The sequence below is a fragment of the Actinomadura fulvescens genome (assembly GCF_039533225.1).
Taxonomy (GTDB): Bacteria; Actinomycetota; Actinomycetes; order Streptosporangiales; family Streptosporangiaceae; genus Spirillospora; species Spirillospora fulvescens.
Genome location: NZ_BAAATD010000001.1, coordinates 1,164,176 through 1,190,472, shown reverse-complemented (window position 1 = coordinate 1,190,472; position 26,297 = coordinate 1,164,176). Strand labels below are relative to the sequence as shown.

General features: G+C 72.2%; 19 protein-coding genes. 10 read left to right on the top strand and 9 right to left on the bottom strand.

What is annotated here, in order from left to right:
- Window positions 1-17: 17 nt before the first annotated feature.
- Window positions 18-176, top strand: a complete 159-nt coding sequence (locus ABD333_RS05580; RefSeq protein WP_344538876.1) for a hypothetical protein — start codon at window positions 18-20, stop codon at window positions 174-176.
- Between the two features lie 15 nt (window positions 177-191).
- On the opposite strand, the gene ABD333_RS05575 is transcribed toward ABD333_RS05580, so the two are convergent.
- Window positions 192-746, bottom strand: a complete 555-nt coding sequence (locus ABD333_RS05575; RefSeq protein WP_344538261.1) for a hemerythrin domain-containing protein — start codon at window positions 744-746, stop codon at window positions 192-194.
- A gap of 156 nt (window positions 747-902) precedes the next feature.
- On the opposite strand from ABD333_RS05575, the gene ABD333_RS05570 reads away from it, so the two are divergent.
- Entirely contained in the window at window positions 903-2,117 is a 1,215-nt protein-coding gene (locus ABD333_RS05570; protein WP_344538260.1) for a hypothetical protein, read from the top strand.
- Window positions 2,118-2,149: 32 nt separating this feature from the next.
- Here ABD333_RS05570 and ABD333_RS05565 read toward each other — a convergent pair whose 3' ends face one another.
- Window positions 2,150-2,854, bottom strand: a complete 705-nt coding sequence (locus ABD333_RS05565; protein WP_344538258.1) for an IclR family transcriptional regulator — start codon at window positions 2,852-2,854, stop codon at window positions 2,150-2,152.
- 95 nt (window positions 2,855-2,949) lie between these two features.
- Here ABD333_RS05565 and ABD333_RS05560 point away from each other — a divergent pair, with 95 nt between their 5' ends.
- From ABD333_RS05560 to fahA, 3 genes are read left to right on the top strand one after another with little or no spacing between them, the layout of a single operon-like run.
- Window positions 2,950-4,140, top strand: a complete 1,191-nt coding sequence (locus ABD333_RS05560) for a homogentisate 1,2-dioxygenase (protein WP_344538256.1) — start codon at window positions 2,950-2,952, stop codon at window positions 4,138-4,140.
- A complete protein-coding gene (locus ABD333_RS05555; RefSeq protein WP_344538254.1) occupies window positions 4,119-4,985 on the top strand; it encodes a hypothetical protein in 867 nt (288 codons plus the stop codon). Before ABD333_RS05560 ends, ABD333_RS05555 begins: the two co-directional genes overlap by 22 nt.
- 2 nt (window positions 4,986-4,987) lie before the next feature.
- The gene (gene fahA, locus ABD333_RS05550) at window positions 4,988-6,130 is read left to right on the top strand and encodes a fumarylacetoacetase (protein WP_344538252.1); all 1,143 of its coding nucleotides are present in this window, start codon (window positions 4,988-4,990) and stop codon (window positions 6,128-6,130) included.
- Here fahA and ABD333_RS05545 read toward each other — a convergent pair.
- The 3 genes from ABD333_RS05545 to ABD333_RS05535 all read right to left on the bottom strand — a co-directional run bounded on the left by ABD333_RS05545 (window position 6,120) and on the right by ABD333_RS05535 (window position 10,895).
- Window positions 6,120-7,328: a serine hydrolase domain-containing protein gene (locus tag ABD333_RS05545; RefSeq protein WP_344538250.1), complete on the bottom strand. Its 1,209-nt coding sequence runs from the start codon at window positions 7,326-7,328 to the stop codon at window positions 6,120-6,122. The genes fahA and ABD333_RS05545 overlap by 11 nt on opposite strands.
- A 123-nt stretch (window positions 7,329-7,451) precedes the next feature.
- The gene (gene uvrB / locus ABD333_RS05540) at window positions 7,452-9,569 is read right to left on the bottom strand and encodes an excinuclease ABC subunit UvrB (RefSeq protein ID WP_344538248.1); all 2,118 of its coding nucleotides are present in this window, start codon (window positions 9,567-9,569) and stop codon (window positions 7,452-7,454) included.
- Between the two features lie 171 nt (window positions 9,570-9,740).
- Window positions 9,741-10,895 carry a sensor histidine kinase gene (locus ABD333_RS05535; protein ID WP_344538247.1) on the bottom strand — a complete coding sequence of 385 codons (1,155 nt, stop codon included), beginning with the start codon at window positions 10,893-10,895 and terminating at the stop codon, window positions 9,741-9,743.
- A gap of 136 nt (window positions 10,896-11,031) precedes the next feature.
- Here ABD333_RS05535 and ABD333_RS05530 point away from each other — a divergent pair, with 136 nt between their 5' ends.
- From ABD333_RS05530 to ABD333_RS05520, 3 genes are read left to right on the top strand one after another with little or no spacing between them, the layout of a single operon-like run.
- On the top strand, window positions 11,032-12,045 hold the full coding sequence (locus ABD333_RS05530) for a hypothetical protein (RefSeq protein WP_344538245.1): 1,014 nt from the start codon (window positions 11,032-11,034) through the stop codon (window positions 12,043-12,045).
- Window positions 12,042-12,746, top strand: a complete 705-nt coding sequence (locus tag ABD333_RS05525; RefSeq protein ID WP_344538244.1) for a hypothetical protein — start codon at window positions 12,042-12,044, stop codon at window positions 12,744-12,746. The genes ABD333_RS05530 and ABD333_RS05525 overlap by 4 nt, the downstream gene beginning before the upstream one ends.
- Window positions 12,747-12,770: 24 nt before the next feature.
- Window positions 12,771-13,655: an inositol monophosphatase family protein gene (locus ABD333_RS05520; RefSeq protein WP_344538242.1), complete on the top strand. Its 885-nt coding sequence runs from the start codon at window positions 12,771-12,773 to the stop codon at window positions 13,653-13,655.
- 21 nt (window positions 13,656-13,676) lie between these two features.
- Here ABD333_RS05520 and ABD333_RS05515 read toward each other — a convergent pair whose 3' ends face one another.
- Window positions 13,677-14,906: an ArsB/NhaD family transporter gene (locus tag ABD333_RS05515; RefSeq protein ID WP_344538240.1), complete on the bottom strand. Its 1,230-nt coding sequence runs from the start codon at window positions 14,904-14,906 to the stop codon at window positions 13,677-13,679.
- A gap of 68 nt (window positions 14,907-14,974) precedes the next feature.
- On the opposite strand from ABD333_RS05515, the gene ABD333_RS05510 reads away from it, so the two are divergent.
- On the top strand, window positions 14,975-20,818 hold the full coding sequence (locus ABD333_RS05510) for a WD40 domain-containing protein (protein ID WP_344538238.1): 5,844 nt from the start codon (window positions 14,975-14,977) through the stop codon (window positions 20,816-20,818).
- On the opposite strand, the gene ABD333_RS05505 is transcribed toward ABD333_RS05510, so the two are convergent.
- Window positions 20,801-23,272 (bottom strand): AfsR/SARP family transcriptional regulator, encoded by a 2,472-nt coding sequence (locus ABD333_RS05505; protein WP_344538236.1) that lies wholly within the window; start codon window positions 23,270-23,272, stop codon window positions 20,801-20,803. The two genes, ABD333_RS05510 and ABD333_RS05505, sit on opposite strands and share 18 nt — an antisense overlap.
- Before the next feature lie 111 nt (window positions 23,273-23,383).
- Between ABD333_RS05505 and ABD333_RS05500 the strand changes: the two genes are divergently transcribed.
- Window positions 23,384-24,979: an MFS transporter gene (locus tag ABD333_RS05500; RefSeq protein ID WP_344538235.1), complete on the top strand. Its 1,596-nt coding sequence runs from the start codon at window positions 23,384-23,386 to the stop codon at window positions 24,977-24,979.
- Between the two features lie 146 nt (window positions 24,980-25,125).
- Here ABD333_RS05500 and coaE read toward each other — a convergent pair whose 3' ends face one another.
- Window positions 25,126-25,752 (bottom strand): dephospho-CoA kinase, encoded by a 627-nt coding sequence (gene coaE / locus ABD333_RS05495; protein WP_344538860.1) that lies wholly within the window; start codon window positions 25,750-25,752, stop codon window positions 25,126-25,128.
- A gap of 20 nt (window positions 25,753-25,772) precedes the next feature.
- Window positions 25,773-26,267 (bottom strand): GNAT family N-acetyltransferase, encoded by a 495-nt coding sequence (locus ABD333_RS05490; RefSeq protein WP_344538233.1) that lies wholly within the window; start codon window positions 26,265-26,267, stop codon window positions 25,773-25,775.
- Window positions 26,268-26,297 lie beyond the last annotated feature (30 nt).

Sequence of the window (26,297 nt, the reverse complement as noted above, 5' to 3'; positions counted from 1 at the left end):
GCCGTTAGCCTAGGCATATGCGTTGGTGGAAGGTGCTGGGTGCGGCCGGACTGGCCGGAGTCGCCGCGACCGGAGTCGTGATCGCGCGCAACGAGCGCCGCCGCCGCTCCTACACGCCGGACGAGATCAGGCGGCGCCTCCACGAGCGTGTGAACGAGCCGCCGGAGTCCCGCTGACGCCTGCTCGCTCTGTCACTTCCTGGCGTTCCGGATCAGGTCGCGGACGCGGTCCATGATCGCCATCGGCGGGCCGGCGAGCAGGTTCTTGGCCGCCGACTCCGTGCCCGGGTGCGGGTGCGTGGGAGCCGTCGCCTCCGCCGCCTTGACGGCCGCGGCGAGTGACCGGCGTTCCTTTTCGCTGAACTCGGCCTGGAGTTTCGCGAATTCGTAGCGTTCCTCGGCGCGGGCGTGCGTCAGCACGTCCGTGCGCAGCTTGTCGAGCTTGACCATGAACTGCGGGTCGTCGGTGTCCATACCGTCCAGCTCGGAGAGCAGTTCCTTCGCCGAACGCTCCTCCGCCAGCCGGTCGTCCACGATGCCGTCGCCACCTGGCAGGCTCCGCCGCGCGGCGGGATGAACGATCTCCTCCTCGGCGGTCTCGTGCACGGCCAGCAGCCGCACGAGACGCTGGAAGGCCTCCCTGCGCTCGCCTCCCTCACACGTGCGGACCAGATCGAAGAGATCCCTGATCTCGCCGTGCTGCTCGCGCAGCAGATCGATGACGTCCTGCTCCATCGCCGTCTTCATGTCTCCCCCAACTGATTAGGCAGCGGGAGGCCTACCCACGTCATATCGGACCAATCTCTCGGCCAGGAATGTGCCTGTTTCTTGGGGTGGACGTGAGTGTCCGCACGCTTCGCGGGTAGGCGAGAGACATTCATCCAGGGAGAGGTCAGGGGAGCAATGTCTTTCAATCCACTCGAACACAGAGGCATTCCGCTGGAACGCCAGGTGCGTAACTGGCGCGAGCTCGACGTGGAGCCGGTCGACCCCGACAAGAGCGACCCGTACACCAAGTGCCGGATCATCACGATGAACGGCATCGAGGTGGAGGCGATCATGTTCAGCCACCACTTCAACCGCGTCTGTCCCGACCCTGAGATCAGACGCCAGATGGCCGAGATCCGCTACATCGAGCAGCAACAGCAGAAGGTCGTCAACTGGCTGCTCCCCGGGCAGGCCTCGACGCTGGAGACGACGATCTCCTACGAGCAGGTCGCCGTGGACCTCACCGCCTGGATCGCCCGGATGGAGCCCGACGCGTACCTGAAGCAGGCGTACGAGTTCGGCGTGCTGGAGGACTTCGACCACCTCTACCGGTACGCCAACCTCTACGAGATGATCGAGCACCGCAAGGCCGAGAAGATCGTCGGGGAGCTCACCGAGATCATGCCCGGCCGTCCGACCGTGGTGGAGCACCGGCATCCGGCCGACAACGTCCGCGATCCCTACGACAAGAACACCGCCCAGCCGGTGTCCAAGCTGCACGCGCTGACCGTCATGTCGGCCGAGCAGCAGACGATGAACTTCTACATGAACGTCGGCCCGCTCTACATGGAGCCGATCGCCCGGCAGCTCTACCAGGAGATCGGGCTCATCGAGGAGGAGCACGTCACCCACTACGAATCCCTCGTCGACCCCGGCGAGACGTGGTGGGAGCGGCTGGTCAACCACGAGTACAACGAGTGCTACCTCTACCACTCGTTCATGGAGACCGAGTCCGACCCCAAGGTGAAGGCGATCTGGGAACTCCACCTCAACATGGAACTCGAACACCTCCGGCTCGCCTGCGACCTCATGCGCAGGCACGACGGCCGCGACCCCGAGAGCATCCTCGCCCCCGAGCTGCCCGCGCCGGTCACGTTCGAGCCCAACAAGGAGTACCTGCGCGAGCTCCTGGCCACGCAGATCGACCTCACCACGCTCGGCGCCGGGTACGTGCGCGAGGCCCACGAGCGCTTCGAGCGGATGCAGCAGGAGCTCATGGGCGGGCAGAAGCCGCCGAGCGAACGCGTCATCGACGAGCACCGCGAGGTCTTCGGCCACGAGTACCGCTCCGAGCCCGACGGCCCGCACCCGGTCAGGAGCCTGCGCGAGGAGGTCAGCACGGGCGTCTGACACCGCCGGCATTGCCTCGCCACGCTGGAGAGTCACACCGCGGAGCTGCGCTCGTACGTCTCAGTTCCTAGGCGGGTTGTGATTTTGCGGGCTGCGGTGGTGAGGGCGGGGAGCCAGGTGGTGAGGTCCTTGTCGCGGCTCACCGGGACTACGACGCTGAGGGCGGCCTCGACTCCGGCGGGCGAGAAGACCGGGGCGGCCATGCCGCTGACGCCCGCGCGGAGCTCGTCGTGGGAGTAGTCGTGGCCCCGGCGGCGGATCTCGGCCAGGCGCGCGGGATCGTCGACGGGGACGGGTGAGGGGTCGAGGTGGGCCAGGATCGCGCGGCCGGCGGCGCCCGCGGTGAGGGGGCGGCGGTGGCCGGACTGGTAGTCGACCTTCACCAGGTGGCGGGTGCCGAGGACGCGGTGGGCGACGACGATCTCGGTGCCCTCGCGGACATGGAGGGTGACCGTCTCGCCTGTCGTGGTGCTGAGGTCGGCCATGATCGGGCGGGCGATGGTGAGCAGGTCGTTCTCCACCGAGTCGGCCAGGTGGCGCAGGACCATGCCGAGGCCGTAGCCGCGGGGATGGCGGCGGACGAAGCCGCGGCCTTCGAGCGTGGCGAGCAGGCGGTGCGTCACGGTGCGGTGCATGCCGAGGCGTTCGGCGAGCTCAGCGGCCGTGCCGGGGCCCTGCTCCGCCACGTTCAGCAGGAGCGCGAGCGCCTGGTCGGCGGTCTTGGAGATCTCCGGCATGCGTTCCCCTCATTGACGTGACCGGGCACACGTTCGTAGGCTATCCGATAATCGGATGTTAGAGTCCGATAATCGGACAAGGAGGAGGACGGGCCGTGGCCTACTACCGGCGGGTCGGGAACGTACCGCCCAAGCGCCACACGCAGCACCGCACCCCTGAGGGCGGCCTCTACTTCGAGGAGCTCATGGGCGAGGAGGGCTTCTCGTCCGACTCGTCGCTGCTCTACCACCGCCATATCCCGTCCGCGATCGTGGACGCGCAGCCGTGGGAGCCGCCCGACCTAAACCTCAGCCCCAACCATCCGCTGCGTCCCCGGCACCTGAAAACGCACGACCTCACGCTCGACTGGAAGGCGCAGGACGCCGTCACCGGGCGGCGGCTGCTGCTCGGCAACGACGACGTGCGCCTGTCGTACGTCGCGGCCGGGGAGACCTCGCCGCTCTATCGCAACGCGATCGGCGACGAGTGCGTCTACGTCGAGTCGGGCGCGGGGACGGTGGAGACCGTCTTCGGCGCGCTGCCGGTGCGCCAGGGCGACTATGTCGCCCTGCCGCGCGCGACGACCCACCGGTGGGTGCCTGACGGCAACGAGCCGCTGCGGCTCTACTGCATTGAGGCCAGCAGCCACATCACGCCCGCGCGCAGGTACCTGTCGAAGTTCGGCCAGTTGCTGGAGCACGCTCCCTATTGCGAACGTGACCTGCACGGGCCCGACGGTCTGCTGGAGGCCGAGGGCGAGGACGTCGAGGTGCTCGTCAAGCACCGCGGCGCGCGGGGCGGGATCACCGGCACGCGCTACGTCTACCCGCGGCATCCCTTCGACGTCGTCGGCTGGGACGGCTGCCTCTACCCGTACACGTTCAACATCGCCGACTTCGAGCCCATCACCGGACGCGTGCACCAGCCGCCGCCCGTGCACCAGGTCTTCGAGGGCACCAACTTCGTCATCTGCAACTTCGTGCCGCGGAAGGTCGACTACCACCCGCTGTCGATCCCGGTGCCGTACTACCACTCCAATGTCGACTCCGACGAAGTGATGTTCTACTGCGGAGGGAACTACGAGGCCCGCAAGGGCTCGGGCATCGGCCAGGGCTCCATCTCGCTGCACCCCGGCGGGCACGCGCACGGCCCGCAGCCCGGCGCGTACGAGCGCAGCATCGGCGCCGAGTTCTTCGACGAGCTCGCCGTCATGGTCGACACGTTCCGGCCGCTCCAGGTCGGCGAGGGCGGGCTGGCCTGCGAGGACGAGGGATACGCCTGGACGTGGGCGGGCGGCCGCCGGTGACGCCCGCGGGCGTGCGGGCGGTGTCGCTGCTGGAGGCTCTGGTCGACGACGCCGGCCTGTTCCCGCCGACCGCGCTGGACCTGGCCGACGCCGTACGGCGGCACCTCGCGGACCAGGCAGGGCGGCACCCCATGCTCAGCCACCGATTCCTGTGCCCGGCGAGCCGCCTCGCCGAGCTGCGCGGGCGGTTGAACGGCGGCCACCGGTTCCGGGTCGGGCTGATCGCCGACACCGGCGTCGACGGCCTCTCCGACGCGCTCGCCGACATCGGTGTCGACCCGCGCCTGGAGATCGCGCTGCTGGAGGTGCCGCTCGCCGCGATCCCGGGCGGCGAGGCGCCCGCGATGGCGATGGTGCGGAACGTCGCGCAGGGCTGCGCGCCGGTCTTCTTCGAGCCCGCCTCGTACGACCGCGTCCCCGAGACCGTCCGGGCACTCCAGGACGGCGAGGGCCTGAAGCTGCGGTGCGGCGGCCTGCGCGCCGAGCTGTTCCCCAGCCCGTCCGTGCTGGCCGGCGCGCTGGTCACGGCGGTGGCGGCGGGCGTGCCGGTGAAGGCGACCGCCGGCCTGCACGAGGCCGTGCGCCACCACGACCCGGCGACCGGCTTCACCCACCACGGCTACCTCAACCTGCTGCTGGCCACGGCCGAGGCGGTCGCCGGAGCCGAGGCGTACGACGTCCGGCGGGCGCTGGAGATCACCGACGCCGCCGCGCTGACCGCCCGGCTCAAGGCGCTGGACGAACGGGCCGTCGACCGGTTGCGGCGGACGTTCGCCAGTTACGGCTCGTGCAGTACGCGCACTCCCATCGACCAGGCCCGCGAGCTCGGCCTAGCGGAAGGATGACGATGACCAACGGATTCGGGATCGAGAACCTCCCCTATGGCGTGTTCTCGACGTCCGGTGGGGCGCCCCGCGTCGGCGTCCGGTTCGGCGACCAGGTGCTCGACCTCGCCGCCACGCTCGACGACGCCACGTTCGCCGCACCGTCCCTGAACCCGTTCATGGCGCAGGGCCGCGCCCGCTGGACCGAGGTCCGCGAGCAGATCACCGGCATCCTGACCGGCGGCGGCCGGGCGGTGCTGCACCCCCTGGCCGGCGTGCGCCTGCACATGCCGTTCGAGGTGGCCGACTACGTCGACTTCTACGCGTCCGAAGAGCACGCGACCAACCTCGGACGGATGTTCCGCCCCGACTCGGCGCCGCTCCTGCCCAACTGGAAGCATCTCCCCGTCGGCTACCACGGCCGTTCCGGCACCGTCGTCCCGTCGGGCACCGGCATCGTGCGGCCCACCGGCCAGCGCAAGGCCCCCGACCAGGAGAGTCCCGGCTTCGGTCCCTCCCGGCGGCTGGACGTCGAGGTCGAGGTGGGGTTCGTCGTCGGCACGCCGTCCCCGCTCGGCGAGCCCGTGCCCACCAGCGCGTTCGCCGACCACGTCTTCGGTGTCTGCCTGGTGAACGACTGGTCCGCCCGCGACATCCAGGCCTGGGAGTACGTGCCGCTCGGCCCGTTCCTCGGCAAGTCGTTCGCCACCTCCGTCTCCCCCTGGATCGTCCCGCTGGACGCGCTCGCCGGCGCCCGCGTGCCCACGCCCGCCCAGGACCCGCGGCCCCTCCCCTACCTGCACGAGGACGAGCCGTGGGGTCTGGACCTCACGCTGGCCCTCCGGCTGAACGGCCACACGGTCTCACGGCCCCCGTACGCCACGATGTACTGGTCACCGGCCCAGATGCTCGCCCACCTGACCGCCAACGGAGCCTCCCTCCGCACCGGCGACCTCTTTGCCTCCGGCACGGTCTCCGGCCCCTCGCCCGACCAGCGCGGCTCGTTCATCGAGCTGAGCTGGGGCGGCCAGGAGCCCGTCAAGCTTCCCGACGGCAGCACCCGCACCTTCCTGGAGGACGGCGACGAGATCACCATCAGCGGCGGCTGGGGCGAGGTCTCCCTGGGCGAGGTGACCGGCCGGATCCTCCCCGCGGTCAGGCGGTGACGAGGCGGCGCTCCAGGGCGATGATGGGCTCGATCGACCTCAGGTCGTAGTTGCAGAGGATGGTCGCCGACCAGTCGAGGTCGAGATAGACCGACCAGTTCGTCGAGATGCCCCCGGCCCCGCCGCCATGCGTGATCACCCGTTCGCCGTCGTACAGCGACACGGCAGGGCCGTACGCATGGAAACCCTCGCCGCGTTTGGGATCATCGCTCGGCCTCAGCGGCGGTGCGGAGATCTTGCCGTTCACGTACAGCTCGTGGAACGGGCGGCTCAGCAGCGTGCCGCGCCGCACCGCCACGGAGAAGCGCAGCATGTCCAGCGCCGAGGCGAAGCCGTTGCCGCCTCCCGTCCCCATCCAGTTGCGCGCCGAGTTGCTGCCGCCGCCCGCGTCGCCATAGACGGCGCCCTTGTCGAGGTTTCGGACGGCGTCCACGCGTGACCCGTCCTTCTGGTACATGTACGGGTGCGCGATGCGTTTGTCGCTCAGCCATTGCGCCCTGTTGTAGTAGCCGGCGCCGGTCATACGGGCCGGGAGGAAGATGTGCTTGCGCACGTACTCCTGGAACGGCATCCCCGCGACCTTCGCTATGAGCTCCCCCAGCAGGGTGTAGCCCATGCTGCTGTACGCCTTGCGGGTTCCCGGCGTGAATTCGAGCTCGTACTCGCGCACGTTCTTCCAGAACGCGGCCATCTGGTCTTCGTAGTTGTCGAAGACCTCCTCGCGCGGCGGCTCCTCCCCCGGCCTACGCGCGTCGCCCAGACCCGCCGTGTGCGTGAGGAGATGGTGCACGTTGACGTGGTCGGCGATGTCCTTGGGCAGGCCTTTCAGATGGGTGCCGACCGTGTCGTAGAAGTGCAGCTTGCCGCGCTGGGCGAGATGCACGGCCGCGAGCCCCGTGAACACCTTGGACGTCGACGCCAGCGCGTAGACGGTGTCGTGCCGGTTGGGGATTCCGCGCTCCCGGTCGGCCATTCCGTACGAACGGGTCAGCACCGGGCGGCCGCGATGGGCGAGCAGCACCGTGCCGGAGAACTCGTCCTTGCCGGCCAGTTCCTTGATGTACCGGTCGAACGCGCCGCCGGGACGCAGATCCCGCGAGATCCGGCGCCCCTGCGCGGCCCACGCCGCTCCCCCGGTGAACGGTAGGGCTCCTACGGCCAGCGGAACGGCGCCGAGCACAGAACGGCGTGACGTCATGGGGTCCTCCTCGTACGGATGGAAGCCGGACGAGAACCGACCCAACACGCCGGGGTGTTTCGCCCCCGTTTCCCTGCCCCCTGCTGGCGCGCGACCGGCCCCTGCGGCGCGTTCTGCCGCGCGCTACTTGACGCCTGCCTCTTTCATGTCGCGGAGTTCGCGCTTGAGCTCCTTGATCTCGTCGCGAAGGCGGGCGGCGAGTTCGAACTGCAGGTCGGTGGCGGCCTGGTGCATCTGGTCGGTCATCTGCTGGATGAGCGACTCCATCTCCTCGCGCGGGCGTTCGCCGACCAGGTCGGCGGCATGGCGGCCGACCTCCTTGCGGCGGGAGGCCAGGCCGGGGACCGGGGCCTTGCCGCGGCTCTGCTGGCGGCCGCCGCCGCCGATCAGGGTCTCGGTGTCGGCGTCCTCACGGACGAGGGAGTCGAGGATGTCGGCGATCTTCTTGCGGAGCGCGGTCGGCTCGATGCCGTGCTCGGTGTTGTAGGCCTGCTGCTTGGCGCGGCGGCGGTTGGTCTCGTCGATCGCCCGCGCCATGGACGGGGTGACCGTGTCGGCGTACATGTGGACCTGGCCGGAGACGTTGCGGGCGGCGCGGCCGATGGTCTGGATGAGGGAGGTCTCCGAACGCAGGAAGCCCTCCTTGTCGGCGTCCAGGATCGCGACGAGGGACACCTCGGGCAGGTCGAGGCCCTCGCGCAGGAGGTTGATGCCCACCAGGACGTCGAACTCGCCGGCGCGCAGCTCGCGGAGCAGCTCGATGCGGCGCAGGGTGTCGACCTCGCTGTGCAGGTAGCGGACCGCGATGCCGAGCTCCAGCAGGTAGTCGGTGAGGTCCTCGGACATCTTCTTGGTGAGGGTGGTGACCAGGACGCGCTCGTCCTTGTCGGTGCGCAGCCGGATCTCGTGGATCAGGTCGTCGATCTGGCCCTTGGTCGGCTTGACCACGATCTCGGGGTCGATCAGGCCGGTGGGGCGGATGACCTGCTCGACGACGTCGCCCTTGACGCGGTTCATCTCGTACGAGCCGGGGGTCGCCGACAGGTAGACGGTCTGGCCGATGCGCTCCAGGAACTCCTCCCACTTCAGCGGGCGGTTGTCCATCGCGGAGGGCAGGCGGAAACCGTGCTCGACGAGCATGCGCTTGCGGGAGGCGTCGCCCTCGTACATCGCGCCGATCTGCGGGACGGTCTGGTGGGACTCGTCGACCACGAGGAGGAAGTCCTCGGGGAAGAAGTCCAGGAGCGTGTTGGGGGCGGTGCCCGCCGAGCGGCCGTCGATGTGGCGGGAGTAGTTCTCGATGCCGGAACAGGTGCCGACCTGGCGCATCATCTCGATGTCGTAGGTGGTGCGCATGCGCAGGCGCTGCGCCTCCAGCAGCTTGCCCTGGCGCTCCATCGTGGCCAGCGTCTCGCCGAGCTCGGCCTCGATGTCGCCGATCGCGCGCTCCATGCGCTCGGGGCCCGCGACGTAGTGGGAGGCGGGGAAGACGTAGAGCTCCTCGTCCTCGGTGAGGACCTCACCGGTGAGCGGGTGGAGAGTAGCGAGCTTCTCGATCTCGTCGCCGAACATCTCGATGCGGACGGCGAGCTCCTCGTACTGCGGGATGATCTCGACCGTGTCGCCGCGGACCCGGAACGTGCCGCGGGTGAACGCCAGGTCGTTGCGCGTGTACTGCATGCCGACGAGCTGGCGCAGGAGGTCGTCGCGCTCGACCTGCTGGCCGACGCGGAGCCGGACCATGCGGTCGACGTACTCCTGCGGGGTGCCCAGGCCGTAGATGCACGAGACGGACGCGACCACGACGGTGTCGCGGCGGGTGAGCAGCGAGTTGGTCGCCGAGTGGCGCAGCCGGTCGACCTCGTCGTTGATCGAGGAGTCCTTCTCGATGTAGGTGTCGGTCTGCGGGATGTAGGCCTCGGGCTGGTAGTAGTCGTAGTAGGAGACGAAGTATTCGACCGCGTTGTGCGGCATCATCTCGCGCAGCTCGTTGGCGAACTGCGCGGCCAGCGTCTTGTTGGGCTGCATGACCAGGACGGGCCGCTGGAGCTTCTCGACGAGCCAGGCGATCGTGGCGGTCTTGCCGGTGCCGGTGGCGCCGAGGAGCACCGAGTCCTTGTCGCCCCGCCGCACGCGCTCGGCCAGCTCGGCGATCGCCTGCGGCTGGTCGCCCGACGGCGTCATCTCCGTGACGACCTCGAACGGCGCCACCTTGCGCTGCAGGTCAGTGATCGGCCGCATGCCCTCAATCTCCCTGATCAAACCCCCGCGGACCGGGTCGGCCCACTCCCCCAACACTCTATGCACGGGGTACGACAATCTCGCAGCCTGCGGTATTTCCCCCAGGAGGGCACCTCTGGAGGCCCCCAAGAGGCACCTCTGGAGGCCCTCAGAGGCCTCTCAGGCGACCCCTCAGGAGACGGGGAGCGGCAGCCGGGCCCGGACGGCGTAGCCGCCGTTCTCGCAGGGTCCCGCGTCGAAGGTGCCGCCCAGGGCCACGACCCGCTCCCGGAGGCCCACCAGGCCGTTGCCGCCGCTGGGCAGGCCGTGCTGGGGCCGGCCGTTCGGCGGGGCGTTCTCGATCTCCACCTCGACCGCCTCCGGCAGGAGGAGCAGGCCGATCTTGGTGTCGGCGTCTCCGGCGTGCTTGTGGACGTTCGTCAGGCTCTCCTGGACCAGCCGGTAGACCGTCCGGCCGATCGCCGGCGGCATGGGCCGTACCTCGCCGTGGACCCGCAGGTCGGCGTTGAGCCCGGCGGAGGTGGACTGGCCCACCAGCGCACGGAGGTCGTCCAGCGTCGGCGAGCTCTGCGGCAGGGCCTGTTCGCCCTGCCGCAGGACGCCGATGACCTGCCGCAGCTCGTCCAGCGCCTGGCGGCCCATGTCGCCGATCACCGCGGCGGTCTCGGCGGCGCGTTCGGGGTCGCGGACGGCCACGGCCCTCAGGGCACCGGCGTGCACGACCATGACGCTCACCCGGTTGGCCACGACGTCGTGCATCTCGCGGGCGATGCGGGTGCGCTCCTCGGCCCTGGCCTTCTCGGCGAGCAGGTGCACCTCGCGTTCCAGCCGCCGCGTCCGCTCCTGGAGGGAGGCGATCAGCTGTTTGCGCGCGCCCATGTAGAGCCCCAGCACCAGCGGCAGCGCCGTGAACGCCGCGCCGAACGTCACCAGGGCCAGGAACGACTCCCCGCCCGCGGTCGGGCCGGGGAAGGCCAGGAAGCAGAGGTAGCCGACCACCGTGATCACGATCGCGGTGCGCCGTGACGCGGCGTACGCCCCCAGCGAGTACAGGATGATCAACGGAGCGAGCCCGCCGGCGCCCGCCAGCGTGCCGAACACCGCCATGAAGAGCGCGAGCCCGACGGGATGGCGGCGCCGCACCACCAGGCCGAGGGCGAGGATGGCGCTGCTGATCGAGACCACCGGGGCGGGCAGCCAGAAGTCCTGCGGCGCGAACCACAGCCAGACCCCGTCGAAAACGGCGGTACCGGCGGCCAGCGAGAGGTCCAGCGCCCGAGACCGACGTGTCGGCCACAGCGCCGACCACCAGTTCCGAAAGCGCATGTGACGAGCCTATAGCGAGGCATTGCCCCACCAGGCCATATAAATACCCTGGGGTACCCGCTTCCGCCGAGTGGCCTGCCACCGGCACTGTGGTTACGATGACGGCGCCGCCAAGGGAACGGGGAATTAGACCACGATGACCCGATTCGCCATCTGGCTCGGGAAGAACGCCGACGCCGTCATCGCGCTCACCATCGCCGTCGTCGTCGCCGTGATCAGTCTCGGCCTGAAGGTCCCGAACGAGTCGGACGTGGTCAACAGCGCCATCCTGGCGGTGATGGGCCTGCTGGCGTCCTCGGTGCTGCGCGACCGCGGCCGCCGGATCCCGGTCGAGGCCGAGGTCCGCGACACGCTGCGGGCGTCCTCGGCCACGCTGGACGGGCTGAGCGAGCGTCTCCAGCACATCGAGCGCTTCGAGAGTGTGATCTCCGACACCAAGCGGGCGCTCGACGAGACCGCCGTGGTACGGGTGATCAGCGGCGCGCAGGTGGGCCAGGTCCTCGCCGAGGCGCGGCGCGCCACCGACCGCTGGTTCTTCAAGGGCGGCACCGGCACCTACATCCGCGCCCGCACCCTCCCCGAGTGCGTGGCGGCGGCGCGGCGCGAACGGCGCACCCTGCTGTTCCGGGTGGAGATCCTCGACCCGACCAACGTCGAGGTCTGCGAGGCCTACGCCCGGCACCGGCGGTCGGTCTCCGACGAGCCCGACGGCACCGGTGAGCAGTGGACGACCGAACGCACCCGCAAGGAGGCGTACGCGACGATCCTGGCGGCGTGCTGGCACAAGCAGCGCTTCGGCATGCTCGACATCGACATGGGCCTGTCCCAGACGATGACCACCCTGCGTTACGACCTCTCCAAGTCGTGCGTGGTGGTCACGCGGGACGACCCGCGCGGCGAGGCGCTGGTGATCGACGCCGACAAGTTCTACTACGGCTGGTACAGCGCCGAGCTCCAGGTCAGCCTGGACCAGGCGCGCCGCGTCCCGATCGAGCAGGCCCGGCTGGCGCCGCTCGACGACGAGCCGACCGTCGAGGAGACGCGCAAGCTCTTCGAGGTCCTCGGCATCGACCTGGCCCGGGGCTACACCGACCGGGACGTCATCGAGATCATCCGCAAGGGCCTGCGGGCCAAGGACCCGTTCGAATGATGCGATACGACGACATCCAGCGAGCGCTCGCGGCGGGCACGGCGGCGGGCGTGCTCCCGGCCTGGGCCCGCCGCGTGCTCGACGATGTCGCGGCCGGGCGGCTGGCGATCGCGGCGGTGCGGCACCCGCTGGGCTTCCTGTGCCTGCCGGTGGAGCGCAGCGGCGACCTCGGCGTCTGCCTGCACCTGTGGTCTCCGGAGGTGCCGGCCGCGCCCGCGACGACCTCGCCGGTGCACTGCCACAGCTGGGACTTGATCAGCTTCGTGCTGTACGGGACGGTGCGCAACGCGCGCGCCGACGTCACCGAGCCCCCGGCGCCCGGCGCACCGGAGCAGCGGATCTTCCAGGTGGTCAGCCGCGGCGGCATCGACGAGCTGCACGCCACGTCCCGTACGGTCAGCTGCGCTCCGGGCGACTCCTCGGTGCACCGGACGGGCGACACCTACACGCTCCCGGCGGGCGTCTTCCACAGCACGTTCATCGAGGACGGCCCGGACGCCGCCACCGTCGCGCTCGGGCGGCAGACGCCCGGCGGCGGCGACCTGTCCATCGGCCCCCTCGACGTCCCGACCCACCGCACCCACCGCGAACGCTGCGCTCCGGGCGAGACCGCCCGGGCGGCCCGCCGCTCGGCGCGGCTGCTCACCGCGGCCCACCCCGGCATGACGCCGGACGACGTCCATCCGCCGGCACGACTCTGACCCCACCCGTACGGAGAGGCCCCGATGAACGCATCGCACCCCGCACCGGCCCCTCTGGTCGATCTCACCGAGGCGGGACGCGTCGCCGTCGAGGCCGCGCAGGCCGCCGGCGACCTCCTGCGCGCCCGCATGACCGGGCCGCTGGAGATACGCCTGAAGGACGCCGACGCGGACGTCGTCACCGACCTCGACCTGGCCTGCGAGGGCCTGATCCTGGAACGGCTCGGCGGCGCCTTCCCCGGCCACCGGATCATCTCCGAGGAGGCCGGGACGGTCGGCGCGGCCGACGGCGGCTTCACCTGGCTGGTCGACCCGCTCGACGGCACCAACAACGTCGCGATCGGCATGCCGGTGTGCGCGATCGGCCTGGCGCTCTGCGCGGGATCGCAACCGGTGCTCGGCGTCGTCCACGAGCCGGTCAGCCGCCGTACGTGGAGCGCCGTGCGGGGTGAGGGCGCGGTGGGCCCGGACGGAACGCCGCTGCGGCTGCCCGCCCGGCCCCGGCCCGGCCGCGCCGACAAGCCGGTGCTCGCCTGGATCCAGGGCCACGACGTCGGCTACGAGGACGCCGTCGCGGTGCCGCTGAAGGCGATGCTGGAGCGCCGGGGAGGCCGCCTGCTCCAGCTGTGGGCGCCGCTGGTCGCGTGGGCGATGCTGGCCCGCGGCGACATCGACGGCATCGTGGGCTACCGGCCCGAGCTGGTCGACCTGCCCGCCGGGGCGCTGCTCGCCGAGGAGGCGGGCGCGGAGCTCCGTGCGCTCGACGGCGGCCCGTACCGGCCGAGCATCGAGCTCCCCCCGGCCGAACGCGGCTTCGTGGCCGCCCGTCCCGAGCTGCTCGGCCGCCTGCTCCGGACGGCCGGCGCCGCCCTCGGCGCGATCAACGCGACCGTGCCCGCTAGCCGCTGACCTCCGTTCAGCCGGTGAGCGTCAGCCGGTGATCAGGAGGGCGCCCACCGACGCCGCGGTCCCGAGCACCGCCAGCGCCGTCCCCGTCAGGACGAACTTGCGCATCGGCACCCGGACGTCCCAGCGCCTGCACCACTCGAACCACAGCAGGGTCGCCAGCGAGCCCCACGGCGTGATCACGGGGCCGACGTTCGTCCCGATGAGGAGCGACAGCAGCTGATCGTGGTTGCCCTTGGGGACGGCCGACTCCCCCGCCACGTACGCGGGCAGGTTGTTGAGCACGTTCGACAGGCCACCCCCGGCGAACGCGGCGCGCATCGCCCCGGCCACCCCGTCGTCGGTGCCGACGACCGCCCGCATCACCTCGTCGAGCCCGTACCGCTCCAGCGTGGGCACCACCAGGAACAGCCCGGTGACGAAGACCATGAGCTGCCAGGGGATCAGCGACGGCCGCAGCGCGCGGCGGTCGCGCACCGCGAACGCGGCCACCGCGACGACCGCCGCCACGGTCGCGGCGATGCCCAGCTGGATGCCGGTGTGCACGCCCGCGAGGATGGCCGCGATGAACAGCAGGCAGGCCATCCCCGTCGCCCCGAACAGCACCCGGTCGCGTACCGGCTCGGGTGGGGGCGGCTCGTAGCGTCCGGCGTCCGCGCCCCGCATCGAACGGCGCCAGTAGAAGACCCACAGCAGCACCATCGTCACGGCGAGGGCAGCGAGCTGCGGTGCCCACATCCGCGCGGCGAACGCCGGGGTCTCCAGGGCGACCCGGTCCGCCGCCAGCAGGTTGGTCAGGTTGGAGACGGGCAGCAGCAGGCTCGCGGTGTTGGCCAGCCACACGGTCGTCACCGCGAGCGGCAGCGCGGCGATGCGCGCCCGCACCGCCAGCGCGAGCATGACCGGCGTCAGCAGCACGGCCGTCGTGTCGAGGTTGAGGAAGACGGTGGTGACCGAGGCGAACGCCACGCACAGCAGGAAGAGCGCGAAGTAGTCGCCGCGCCCCCAGCTCGCCAGCCGCTGCGCGATCGCGTCGAAGACGCCGGCCTCCTTGGTCAGCTCGGCCAGCACGATGACGCTGAACAGGAACAGCAGCAGCGGGGCGATGCGTTCGATGCTGTCGCCGGCCTCGTCCCTCGGCAGCAGGCCGGTGGCCACGAAGAACAGCCCCAGAACCAGCAGGCCGACGCGGATCCGGTCGAGCACGCCCATGCCGCTCACGGCTGCGCGGAGGGCCTGTCCGGGACGTGACACGGCGAACATGATCCCATATGCGCCCCGTAGCGCTGTGCCCTCCGAGCGGACCGCGAGATAATCCGCTCATGACTCCCCCCGGCCCGTCGCGGCAGGAACGCCCGACCGACTTCTTCATCAGCTATTCGCCCGCCGACGAGCGGTGGGCGTCCTGGATCGCCTGGCAACTGGAGGCCGCCGGGCACCGCACGATGATGCAGGCCTGGGACTTCGTGCCGGGCACGAACTTCATCGACTTCATGGACCGCGGCCTGTCGGAGGCGAAGGTCGTGGTGGCGGTGCTGTCGCGCAACTACCTGCGTTCGCGCTACGGCCGGTGGGAGTGGATGACCGCGCTGCGCGCCGACCCGGACAACCCGGCCAACAAGCTGGTGACGGTACGGATCGAGGACTGCCCGATCGACGGGCTGCTGTCGACCATCACCTACGTCGACCTGGTCGGGATCGACGACCCCGACGAGGCGCGGGGCCTGCTGATGCGCCGCATCGAGGAGGCCCTCGCCGGGCACGCCATGCCGATGGCGGGGCCCGGGTTCCCGGGCGGTGCCGGAGGCACGCCCCTGCCCGGACGGGTCGAGCACGATGACCACGGGGGCCGCGGCCCGGCCTCGCCCCGGCTGCCGGAGCAGACCGGCGAACGGCAGGCCAGGCGCGCGCCGGTCGCCGCGCCGTCGTTCCCCGCCGGGGCCGGACCGGACCGTGAGCCGCGCGAGCACATCAGCGTGCTGCACGTCGCCGGGCCGCGGTTCGGCCGTACGCTCGCCGGGCCGGACGAGCCCACGACCGCGACCGAGTTGCAGGACCGCATCTGGAGCGACGTCACGCGGCTCGCCGACACCGAAGTGCCACGGCCCGACCTGCTGGTGGTGACCGGCAACCTCACCCATTCGGGGAGCCGCAAGGAGTTCGCCGAGGCGTTGTCGTTCCTCACCAGCCTGCGCGCGCTGCTCGGGCTGGAGGCGCAGCGCGTGGTGATCGTGCCGGGCACACACGACGTCAACCGCGCGGCCTCGCAGGCGTACTTCTCCAGCTGCGAGGCCGACGACATCGACCCGCAGCCGCCGTACTGGCCCAAGTGGCGGCACTTCGCCGGGCTTTTCAAGGAGCTCTACCAGGGGCTCGACAGCCTGGTGTTCGACAGCGCCCAGCCGTGGACGCTGTTCCCGGTGCCGGAGCTCAAGGTCGTGGTGGCGGGCCTCAACTCCACGCTCCCGCAGACCCACCGCCAGGAGGACCGGTACGGGCAGGTCGGCCAGGCGCAGGCGGCGTGGTTCACCGAACGGCTGCGCCATTTCGAGGACGAGGGCTGGCTCCGTCTCGGGGCCGTCGAGCACACGCCCGTCGCCGGCGAGCCGAACGCGTTGCGCGATCCCGACCCGGCGACCGTCGACTCGCTCCTCGGCGGCCACGTCAACCTCTTCTTCCAGGGCGCCGAGCCCGACTTCGGCAGCGGCCTGCCGCAGTTGCCGTCCGGGCCGCCGTGCGTTCCGGCGCTCGGTCCCGGCCGCCACCAGGTGGTGGTCGTGCGGCGCGACGGCCTGGAGCGCTGGATCCCGGAGGAGGCGGCCCGGCGCGGCCCCGAACGGCTCGCCCGCGAGTGGATCCGGGTCGGCGGAACGTTCCCGTCCCCGCGCCAGGACGCGCCCGCACAGCCCGCGGTCGGCCCGGCGCCCGAGCTCGGGCCGCGCCGCGCGGAGGTCGAGCCCGCGTCCGATCCCACCGCGGAGCTGCTCGACCGGATCGCCGAGGCGTGCGAGACACGGTTCGAGCGCGCCACGATCCGGCGGATCGTCCCCGCGCCGCGGGCGGACGGCAGGGCGGACCCGCCGCACCTGCTGCTGACGCATCTGGAGGACGGGTTCGTCCGGCAGTACCGCATCGGCGCGCACGTCGGCGCGCTCTCGGAGGCGGACGTCGGCGCGTTCCTGCGGCACGTCCACGCCGACGGCGCCGACCACGGCTCCGAGCTGGTCTACATCGGCCCTCCGCCGCCCCGGTCGCTGCGCGAGGACGCGCTGCGGCGCGGGATCAGGCTGCGCAGCCTCACCGAGTTCCAGGGCCTGCTCGACCTGTCGGAGTACGTGAGCGGGCAGACGCGGCGGCTGGCCTCGGGCGGGCTGTACCCGCCCGCGTTGTACGTGCCGCAGCGCTATCGCGATCTCGACCGTCCCGGGTCCGGCCCGGAGGTCCACGAGGACCTGGTCGGTGAGATGCTCCGGCTGCTGGCGGCCGACCACGGGCGTTTCCTGCTGCTGCTCGGTGACTTCGGGCGCGGCAAGACGTTCGCGCTGCGCGAGCTGGCCCGGCGCATCCCCGCCGAGCTGCCGCACGTGATCCCGATCCTCATCGAGCTGCGGGCGCTCGACAAGGCGCACTCGGTCGACGGCCTGGTGGCCGCGCATCTCGCCAACCACGGCGAGGAGCTGATCGATCTGAAGGCGTTCCACTACATGCTGCGGCAGGGCCGCATCGTGCTGCTCTTCGACGGCTTCGACGAGCTGGTCACGCGCGTGACCTACGACCAGGCGGCCGAGCACCTCGACACGCTCCTGCGGGCCGCGCAGGACAAGGCCAAGATCGTCGTGGCCAGCCGGACCCAGCACTTCAAGTCGCAGGCGCAGGTGCTGACCGCGCTCGGCGAGAAGGTCGGCGTGCTGCCCCACCGGCGGGTGCTCGGCATCGAGGACTTCACCCCCACGCAGGTCCGGTCCTACCTCGTGCACCGGTACGGGGACGAGGACGTCGCCGAGGCCCGCCTGCGGCTGCTGTCGGGCATCGAGGAACTGCTCGGCCTGACCAGCAACCCGCGCATGCTGAGCTTCATCGCCGACCTTCCCGAGGAACGCCTGCGGGCCGTGGCGCAGGCCCGCCACACCGTCAGTCCCGCCGACCTCTACCGCGAGATCCTCACCTCCTGGCTCGCCCACGAGGCCGAACGGGTGCGCGGCGCGGGCGGCCCCTCCGGCCTCGACAGCGGCGACATGTGGCAGGCGGTCGGCACGCTCGCGCTGCGCCTGTGGGAGAGCAACGAGTCGTTCCTGCGGCTGAACGAGCTCTCGGACGTGGCCGGCACGCTCACCGACCTCACCGAGGGCCGCATGTCGCCGCACCAGGTGACGCACGCGGTCGGCGCGGGAAGCCTGCTGGTGCGCACCGAGGAGGGGCTGTTCGGGTTCATCCACGGCTCGGTGATGGAGTGGCTCGTCGCGCGGCACATCGCCGACGAGTTCGCGCGCGGCGCCGAGCCGCGCGCCCTGTCGCTGCGCGCGTTGTCGCAGCTGACCGTGGACTTCCTCTGCGACCTCGCCGAGACCCGGGCCCTGCAGGGCTGGGCCGCGGACGTGCTCGCCGACCCCGACCACCACGACGTGGCCCGCGCCAACGCCATCAAGGTCACCACGCGCCTGCGCACGCCCGCCCGCGCCGACCTGCGCGGCGCCAACCTGCAGGGCGAGGACCTGTCCTACCGCGACCTGCAGGAGGTCGACCTCACCGGTGCCGACCTCACCGACGCGCAACTGGTCGGGGCCAACCTCTCGCGGGCGATCCTGCGGGACGCGTCGCTGGCCGGGGCGCGCCTCGACGACGCCCGGCTGACGGGCGCCGACCTGCGCGGCGCCGACTTCAACCGGGCACGCCTGGCCAACGCCGACCTGCGGGACGTGGCCATCGAGGGCAGCCGCTGGACGCGGGCCGCGCTCATCAGCGCGTCACTGCCGGACCGGATCGCCCAGGCGCCCGAGCTGCGCGAGGCCGCCATCGCCCCCGGCCGCCCCATCGACGTCCAGGTCGCCCCGGCGGCGGTGGGCGTGCCGTACGGCTTCCACTTCCAGACCAGCCGCCTCCCGCAGCCGCTCGCGTACAGCCCGGGCGGCGCCGTCCTGGCGGTCGGCAGCGAGGACGGCGGCGTGCTGGTCGTCGACGCCGTCACCGGCACCCCGCTCCGCACCCTGGAGGGCCACCGCGACCGCGCCTACGCCGTCGCCTTCGACGCGGACGGCAACATGCTCGCGTCCGGCTCGGCCGACGGGACCGTGCGGCTCTGGGACCTGGCGACCGGGCGCTGCGCGCACACGCTGACCGTGCATCCCGAGGGTGTCTGGCCGGTCGTCGTCGGACCCCGCGAGAGCTTCCTCGTCGCGGCGGGCGCGGCCGACGGCACGATCCGCGTCTGGGACACCAGGACCGGCCGCCTCAGGCACGAGCTGCCCGGACACACCGCGCCCGTCTTCACGGCGGTCTTCGACCCGGACGCGCCCCGCATGGTGACCGGCGACGCCGGCGGCACGCTGCGCGTGTGGGACCTGGAGACCGGCGAGCTGCGGCGCACGCTCACCGGCCACCGGGGCGCGGTCTACCGGGCCGTCTTCCATCCGGACGGATCGTTGCTGGCCGCGGGCGACGAGGCCGGCGTGGTGCGGCTCTGGGACATCCGTACGGGCGAGATCCGCCAGGAGCTCCTCGGCCACACCGGACGCGTCTACGCCATCGCGTTCCACCCCGGCGGCGACGTGATGGTCACCGGTGACACCGACGGCTCCGTGCGGCTGTGGGAGAACGCGGGGCCGCGCGGCGACGCGCGGCACACGCTGACGCTGTCGGGCCACGGCGGCGCCATCTACCAGGTGACGTTCAGTCCCGACGGCGGCCGGCTCGCGACGGCCGACAGCGCGGGCTCGGTGCGGCTGTGGGACACCGAGACCGGCCGCCAGCGCCTCGAACTGGCAGGGCACCGCGGCGCGGTCTGGCCGTTCGCCTTCCGGCCCGACGGAGCGCAGCTCGCCACCAGCAGCAACGACGGCACCGCCCGCGTGTGGGACGCCGAGACGGGCCAGAGCCGGGTGGTCCTGCGCGGCCACGGGCGGCGCGTCACCACCGTCGCCTTCAGCCCGGACGGCGGGCTGCTGGCGAGCGCGGGCAACGACGGCCTGGTCCGGCTGTGGGAGCCGCGCACCGGACGCCTCGTCCGGGAACTGCGCGGCACCGCCGACAACCTGACCTCCGCCGCGTTCAATCCTCGCGGCGCGCAGCTGGCGACCGCCACCAACGACGGCGGCGTGCACCTGTGGCAGGCGGGCACCGGAACGTTCGAACGCGAGCTCAACGTCGAGACCGACCACGTCTGGGCGCAGGCGTTCAGCCCCGCCGGCGACGTGCTGGCCACCGCCAACGACGACGACAGCGTGCGGCTCTGGTACTGGACGACGGGCCGCGAGATCGTCAACCTCGCCGACCACAAGGGCCGCGTCCGGTCGATCGACTTCAGTCCGGACGGCGAGGAGGTGGCCACCGGATGCGACGACGGGGTCGTACGGATCTGGGGCGCCCGCAGCGGCGAGTGCGTGCGGGAGCTGCGCGGCCACACCGACCGTGTCTACCGCGTGGCCTTCCATCCCTCCGGCGAGACCCTGGCCAGCGCGAGCAACGACGGCACCGTCCGCCTCTGGGACCTGCTCACCGGCGAGAGCCGCCACGTGCTGACCCACCACACCGGCCGGCTCTGGGCCGCCGCCTTCCAGCCCGCGGGCACGCTCCTCGCGACGGCCGGCGACGACCTGGTGATCCGGCTCTGGGACCCGTCCACCGGACGCCACCTGCACACCCTCAGCGGTCACACCCGCCGCGTGTGGTCCCTGGCCTTCGATCCCACGGGTGCCACGCTGGCGAGCGCGGGCGACGACGGCGCGGTCATCCTCTGGGACGTGCGCGACCCGGCGGCGCCCACGCGGAAGGCCACCTTGCTGGGGCTTTCGGAAGGCTGGGCCGCCCTAGCGCCGGACGGGCGCTACAAGTGGGAGGGCAACGCGACCGCCGAGTTCTGGTACGGCATCGGCATGTGCCGGTTCGAGCCGGGTGAGCTGGACCCGTACCTGCCGGAGGTTCGCCGCCTCAGCCTAGACGCCGACCTCTGAGCCGACCGCCGAGCCGAGCTCCGAGGTGGCCGCGGAGCCGACCGCTGACAGGTGCCCGGAGACCGCCTCTCGCGGAGTCAGAGCGCGGCCCCGGGCGAACTCGGCGGCGAACGTGTCGTCGTCCAGCGCGGCGCGCACGGCGGCCATGAGCCGGGCGTTCTCGTCGAGGCCCGCACGAGTCGGGCCCTCGACGGGAACGCAGGACAGGCGGGCGTCGCCGGGATCGACCGCGTCGCGGACGGCGGCGGCCGCGCCGAGCAGCACGGCCGCCCGGCGGGCCTGGCCCTCGATGAGATGGATGCCCGCGAGGCCGTCGAGGACGAAGGCGACCCTGCGGGCGTCCCGGTCGTTCTCGAGCACCTCCCTGTGCCGCGCCTCGGCCTGGGCGAGCGCGCCCGCCAGCGAGCGGCGCGCCTCCTCCAGCCTGCCGCTCTGCGTCCAGTACCAGGCGAGCGCGCCGGTGAGGCGCACGGCCAGCTCGGTGTCGCGGCGGCGCAGGACGCTCTCGAACGAGGCGCGCAGGTTGGCGGTCTCGGCGGCGAGCCGTTCGGTCCAGCGGATCCGGGCGGGTCCGAGCCGGTAGACCTCGGCGCACTCGGCGACCATCGTGTAGTAGAGGTCGCGGCGCCGTAGCGTCCGGTCGAGCTCGCCGGACTCGCGCAGCCGTTCCATGCCGTAGGCCGCGATCGACTCCAGGAGCCCGTAGCGGCCGTCGCCCGTACGCACGACCAGCGAACGGTCGACCAGGCCCGCCAGCAGGCCCGGCAGCTCCTGCACCGCCACGCCGTGCCCCGCGCAGACGTCCTCGGCCGCGTCGAGCGTGAGGCCGCCGGGATGGACGGCGAGGCGGCGGAGCAGGATGCGCTCGGGCTCGGTCAGCGGCTCCCAGCTCCACTCGATCGTCGCGCGCAGCGTGCGCTGGCGGTCCGGCGTGCCGCGGCGGCCCGCCGACAGCAGCCGGAAACGGTCGTCCAGGCGGTCGGCCAGCTCCGTCACGCCGAGCCCGTTGACGCGGGCGGCGGCGAGTTCGAGGGCGAGGGGCAAGCGGTCCAGCCGGCGGCAGATCGTGGCGACCGCGGCGTCGGTGGCGGGGCCGGGCACGAAGTCCGGTGCGGCGGCCGCCACCCGCGACAGGAACAGCCGTACGGCGTCGGGCTCCGCCAGTGGCGGGACTACGCGGACGACCTCGCCGGGAATGCCGATGGGCTCCTGGCTGGTGGCGAGGATCCGCACGTCCGGCGCCGACGTGAGCAGGAGGTGGACGAGCTCCGCGACCGGTTCGACGACGTGCTCGCAGTTGTCCAGGACGAGGAGGACGGCGGCGTCCGAGAGGGCCGCGAGCGGATCGGCGTCGCCGAGGTCCAGGGCGGTGGCGACGGCCTCGGCCACCTTGCCCAGGGAGGCGCCCGGGGTGAGCGGGGCGAGTTCGACGACGTACGCGCCGTCGGGGAACGGCGCGGCGGCTTCGAGCGCGAGACGGGTCTTGCCGACGCCGCCGGGGCCCGTGAGCGTGACCAGCCGCTCCTTGGTGACCAGCAGGCGGAGCTCCGCGACGAGGTCCGCGCGGCCGACCAGCTCGGTGAACGGGGCGGGCAGGCGGGTGCGGGACGTGCGCGGCGTGTGCGGCGTGTGCGGCGAAGGCGGCCAGGACGCGGAGGACGCCCCGAGCGGTGCACGGGCCGGGCGAGGTGATCTCGGCGGCCGGGGCGCGTCCAGCGCCGGGTCCTGCGCGAGGATCGCCTGCTGCAGGGCGTTGATCTCGTGGCCCGGCGTGAGGCCGAGCTCCTCCCCGAGACGGTCGCGGAGGGCGCGGTGGACGTCCAGCGCCTCGTGCTGCCTCCCCGACCGGTAGAGGGCCAGCATGAGCGCGGCGTGGAAACGTTCCCGCAACGGGTGGTGGGCGACGTGGTCGCTGAGCTCGCCGATGAGCGCGCTGTGCTCGCCGAGCTCCAGCCGTGCCTCCGCGAGGTCCTCCTCCGCGGTCAGCCGCCGCTCGTCCAGGCGCGCGATGGCGGCGCGCGTGAACTCCTCGTCGGCGAAGTCGGCGAACGCCGGGCCCCGCCAGAGCCTGAGCGCCTCCGTCAGGAGCGTCGCCTTGGCGGCGGGCCCCTCGGCCTCGCGGGCCCTGGCGATGAGCTCCTCGAAGGTACGGGCGTCCACGGCTCCGGACTCCAGCACGTACCCCGGCGGCCGGGAGAGCACCAGGTCCGGTCCGTCCGGCTCGGCCTCGCGCAGCGCACGGCGGAGCTGGGAGACCTTGGCGCGCAGCGCGGCCAGCGGCTTGCCGGGCAGGTCGCGCGGCCACAGGTCGGCGATGAGCCGGTCCGGCGGCACCGGATGCCCCTCGTTCACCAGCAGGTCGGCGAGCAGGGCGCGGACCTTCAGCTCGGGCACCCTCACTGAGCCTCCGTCGTCCGCCCAGACCTCCAGCGGACCGAGCACCCCAAAACGCATGGGTCCACGCTAACCGGTCCATAACCCTGCCCGAATCTTTCCATAACGGGCTCGGTGCACCGTGGAGACCGATATCGCACCTGTTCGCGAGAGTTCGAGAAGGGCTCCGTCATGTCGTTGACCGCATCCCCCGAGGCCGGTGCCCGCGCCGGGGCCAGACAGTGGGCCGGCCTCGCCGTCCTCGCACTGCCGGTCCTGCTGCTGGCACTGGACAACAGCGTGTTGTTCCTCGCCGCCCCGCACCTCGGCGCCGACCTGCGCCCGTCCGGTACCCAGCTGTTGTGGATCATGGACGTCTACGGCTTCATGGTGGCCGGCTTCATGATCACCATGGGCACGCTGGGCGACCGGATCGGCCGCCGGCGGCTGCTGCTGACCGGCGCGGCGGCGTTCGGCGCGGCCTCCGTCCTCGCCGCGTACGCCGCGAACCCCGAAATGATGATCGCCGCCCGGGTGCTGCTGGGCGTCACCGGCGCGACGCTGGGCCCGTCCGCGCTCGCGCTGATCGGCACGATGTTCACCGACCCGCGCCAGCGGGCGATGGCGTTCGGCATCTTCACCGCGTGCTTCATGGGCGGCGCCGCCCTGGGGCCGGTGGTCGGCGGCGTCCTGCTGGAGTCGTTCTGGTGGGGATCGGTGTTCCTGCTGGGCGTCCCGGTGATGCTGCTGCTCCTGGTCGCCGGGTCGGTGCTGCTGCCCGAGTACCGCGACACCGCCGCCGGCCGCGTGGACCTGGTCAGTGTCGCCCTGTCGCTCGCCACGATCATGCCGGTCATCTACGGGCTCAAGGAGCTCGCCGACGAGCCCGCGCGGCCCGTGCCGTACGCGGCCGTCGTGGCCGGCGTGGCCTTCGGGCTGTGGTTCGTCCGGCGGCAGCGGTCCCTGGAGACGCCGCTGCTGGACATGGCACTGTTCAAGGGGCGGGGCTTCACCGCCGCGCTGGCGATCCTGCTGCTCACGGGCGTCGTGCAGAGCGGGCTCTACCTCTTCGTCAGCCAGTACCTGCAACTGGTCGAGGGGATGGCGCCCCTCAAGGCGGGCCTCTGGCTCGTTCCGCCGACCGTGGCGCTCGGAGCCGGTTCCGTGCTGGCGCCGCTCGCCGCCCGCCGGTTCCGCCCGTCGCACGTCCTCGGCGCGGGCCTCGGGCTGGCGGGAGCCGGCCTGCTGGTGCTCGCGGCGGCGGACGGCCTGGGGCTCCTCATGACCGGCCTGGTCATCGGGTACTTCGGCACCGCGCCGGTGGGCGTCTTCGTCTTCGACCTGATCGTGGGCGCGGCGCCGGTCGAGAAGGCCGGCTCGGCGTCGGCCGTCGCGCAGACCGCCGGGGAGTTCGGGATCGCGCTCGGCGTCGCGACCCTCGGCAGCCTCGGGACGGCCGTCTACGGCAGCAGGATCGACGTGCCCGGCCAGGTGCCGCCCGGATCCCGGGAGACCGCCGCCGACTCGCTCAGCGGCGCCGTGGAGACCGCGGCGGGGCTGCCCGCCGCCGTCGCCGCCGACCTCCTGCGCGCCGCGCACGCGGCGTTCGGCGACGCGCTGACCGCCGTCTCGCTGGCGAGCGCGATCCTCGTGATCACCCTCTCCGCCGTCTCACTCAGCGTCCTGCGCTCGGTGCGCCTGGGCGGCGAGAACGCCAGTACGGACGCCGGAGCGGAGGAGCCCGCAAGCGGAACGCGGCGCGAGGAGGTCACCGCGGGTGGCGCCTGACCCGAATCGGCCCGTGTCCGTCCGGCCCTCTCGCCGGGCGGACACGGCGCGCATCCTCCGGCATGCGGCACCACCACCGGGCGCGGCGGCGACGAAGCCCTCGTAGCGCTCGGGGCTGCCCTGGTCGGTCACCCACGCCATCTGCATCACGCCTCCTGGTGCGGCTGCCCGCGCTCCGCGGCGGCGCGGCGGGTCAGCTCCTCCCACAGCTCGTCGACCCGGGCCTTGAGGTCGTCGAGCGAGCCCGAGTTGTCGATCACGTGGTCGGCGACGGCACGGCGGGCCTCGCGGGTGGCCTGGGCACCGATCCTGGCCCGGGCCGCCTCCTCGGTCATGCCGCGCACGGTGGTGAGCCGGTCGAGCTGGGTCCGCACCGGGGCGTCGACGACCACGACGACGTCATAGAACCCGGCGAGGTCGTTCTCGGTGAGCAGGGGGACGTCGTAGACGACGATCGCGTCCTCCGGCGCGGCGTCCATCAGCTCCTGCATCCGTTCCCCGACCAGCGGGTGCACGATGGCGTTGAGCGCCTTGAGCCGGTCGGCGTCACCGAAGACGATCGCGGCGACCTTCTCGCGGTCCAGGCGCCCGTCCGGCAGCAGTACCTGCGCACCGAACTCCGCGGTGACCGCGGCCAGTCCGGGCGTGCCCGGCTCCACGACCTCACGCGCGATCTTGTCGGCGTCGATGACGACGGCGCCGTGGGCGGCCAGGCGCCTGGACACCTCGCTCTTGCCCGAGCCGATCCCGCCGGTCAGTCCCACTCTCAGCAGCACGGCCCCAGCGTACGTGATCACGCTTCCTGGGCGGCGGGCACCAGGGGCTTGCGCATGTGCACGAGGGTGAGGTGCGCGGCGACGCGTTCGCGGTGGGTCTCGGCGTAGCCCAGCCGGCGGTAGAGCCGCAGGTTGCCGTCGCTGAGATGGCCGGTGAACAGCACGCACGCGTCGGCACGGGCGATCACCTCGCGTTCGAGCGCCTCCATGAGCCGCCTGCCGATGCCGCGGCCCTGCATGTCGGGCGCCACCACGAGCCGGGCGATCAGGCACGTGTGGTCGCTGAACTGGGCGCGCACGGCTCCGACGAGGCGCCCGGCCGTCACCGCCTTGAGCACCACCGCGTCGCCGTTCAGCAGCCGGTGGAGCTGCTCGTACGACTCGACCAGCGGCGGGATGAAGGGATCGCCGTACAGCTGCGCCTCGCTGACGTACGCGGCGCGCTGGACGGTCAGGATCTCCCCGGCGTCGTCGGGCTTCGCGGGCTCGATCCTGACGTCCTCTGCGCTCATGCAGCCGACACTACCGGGACGCGCGCCGCC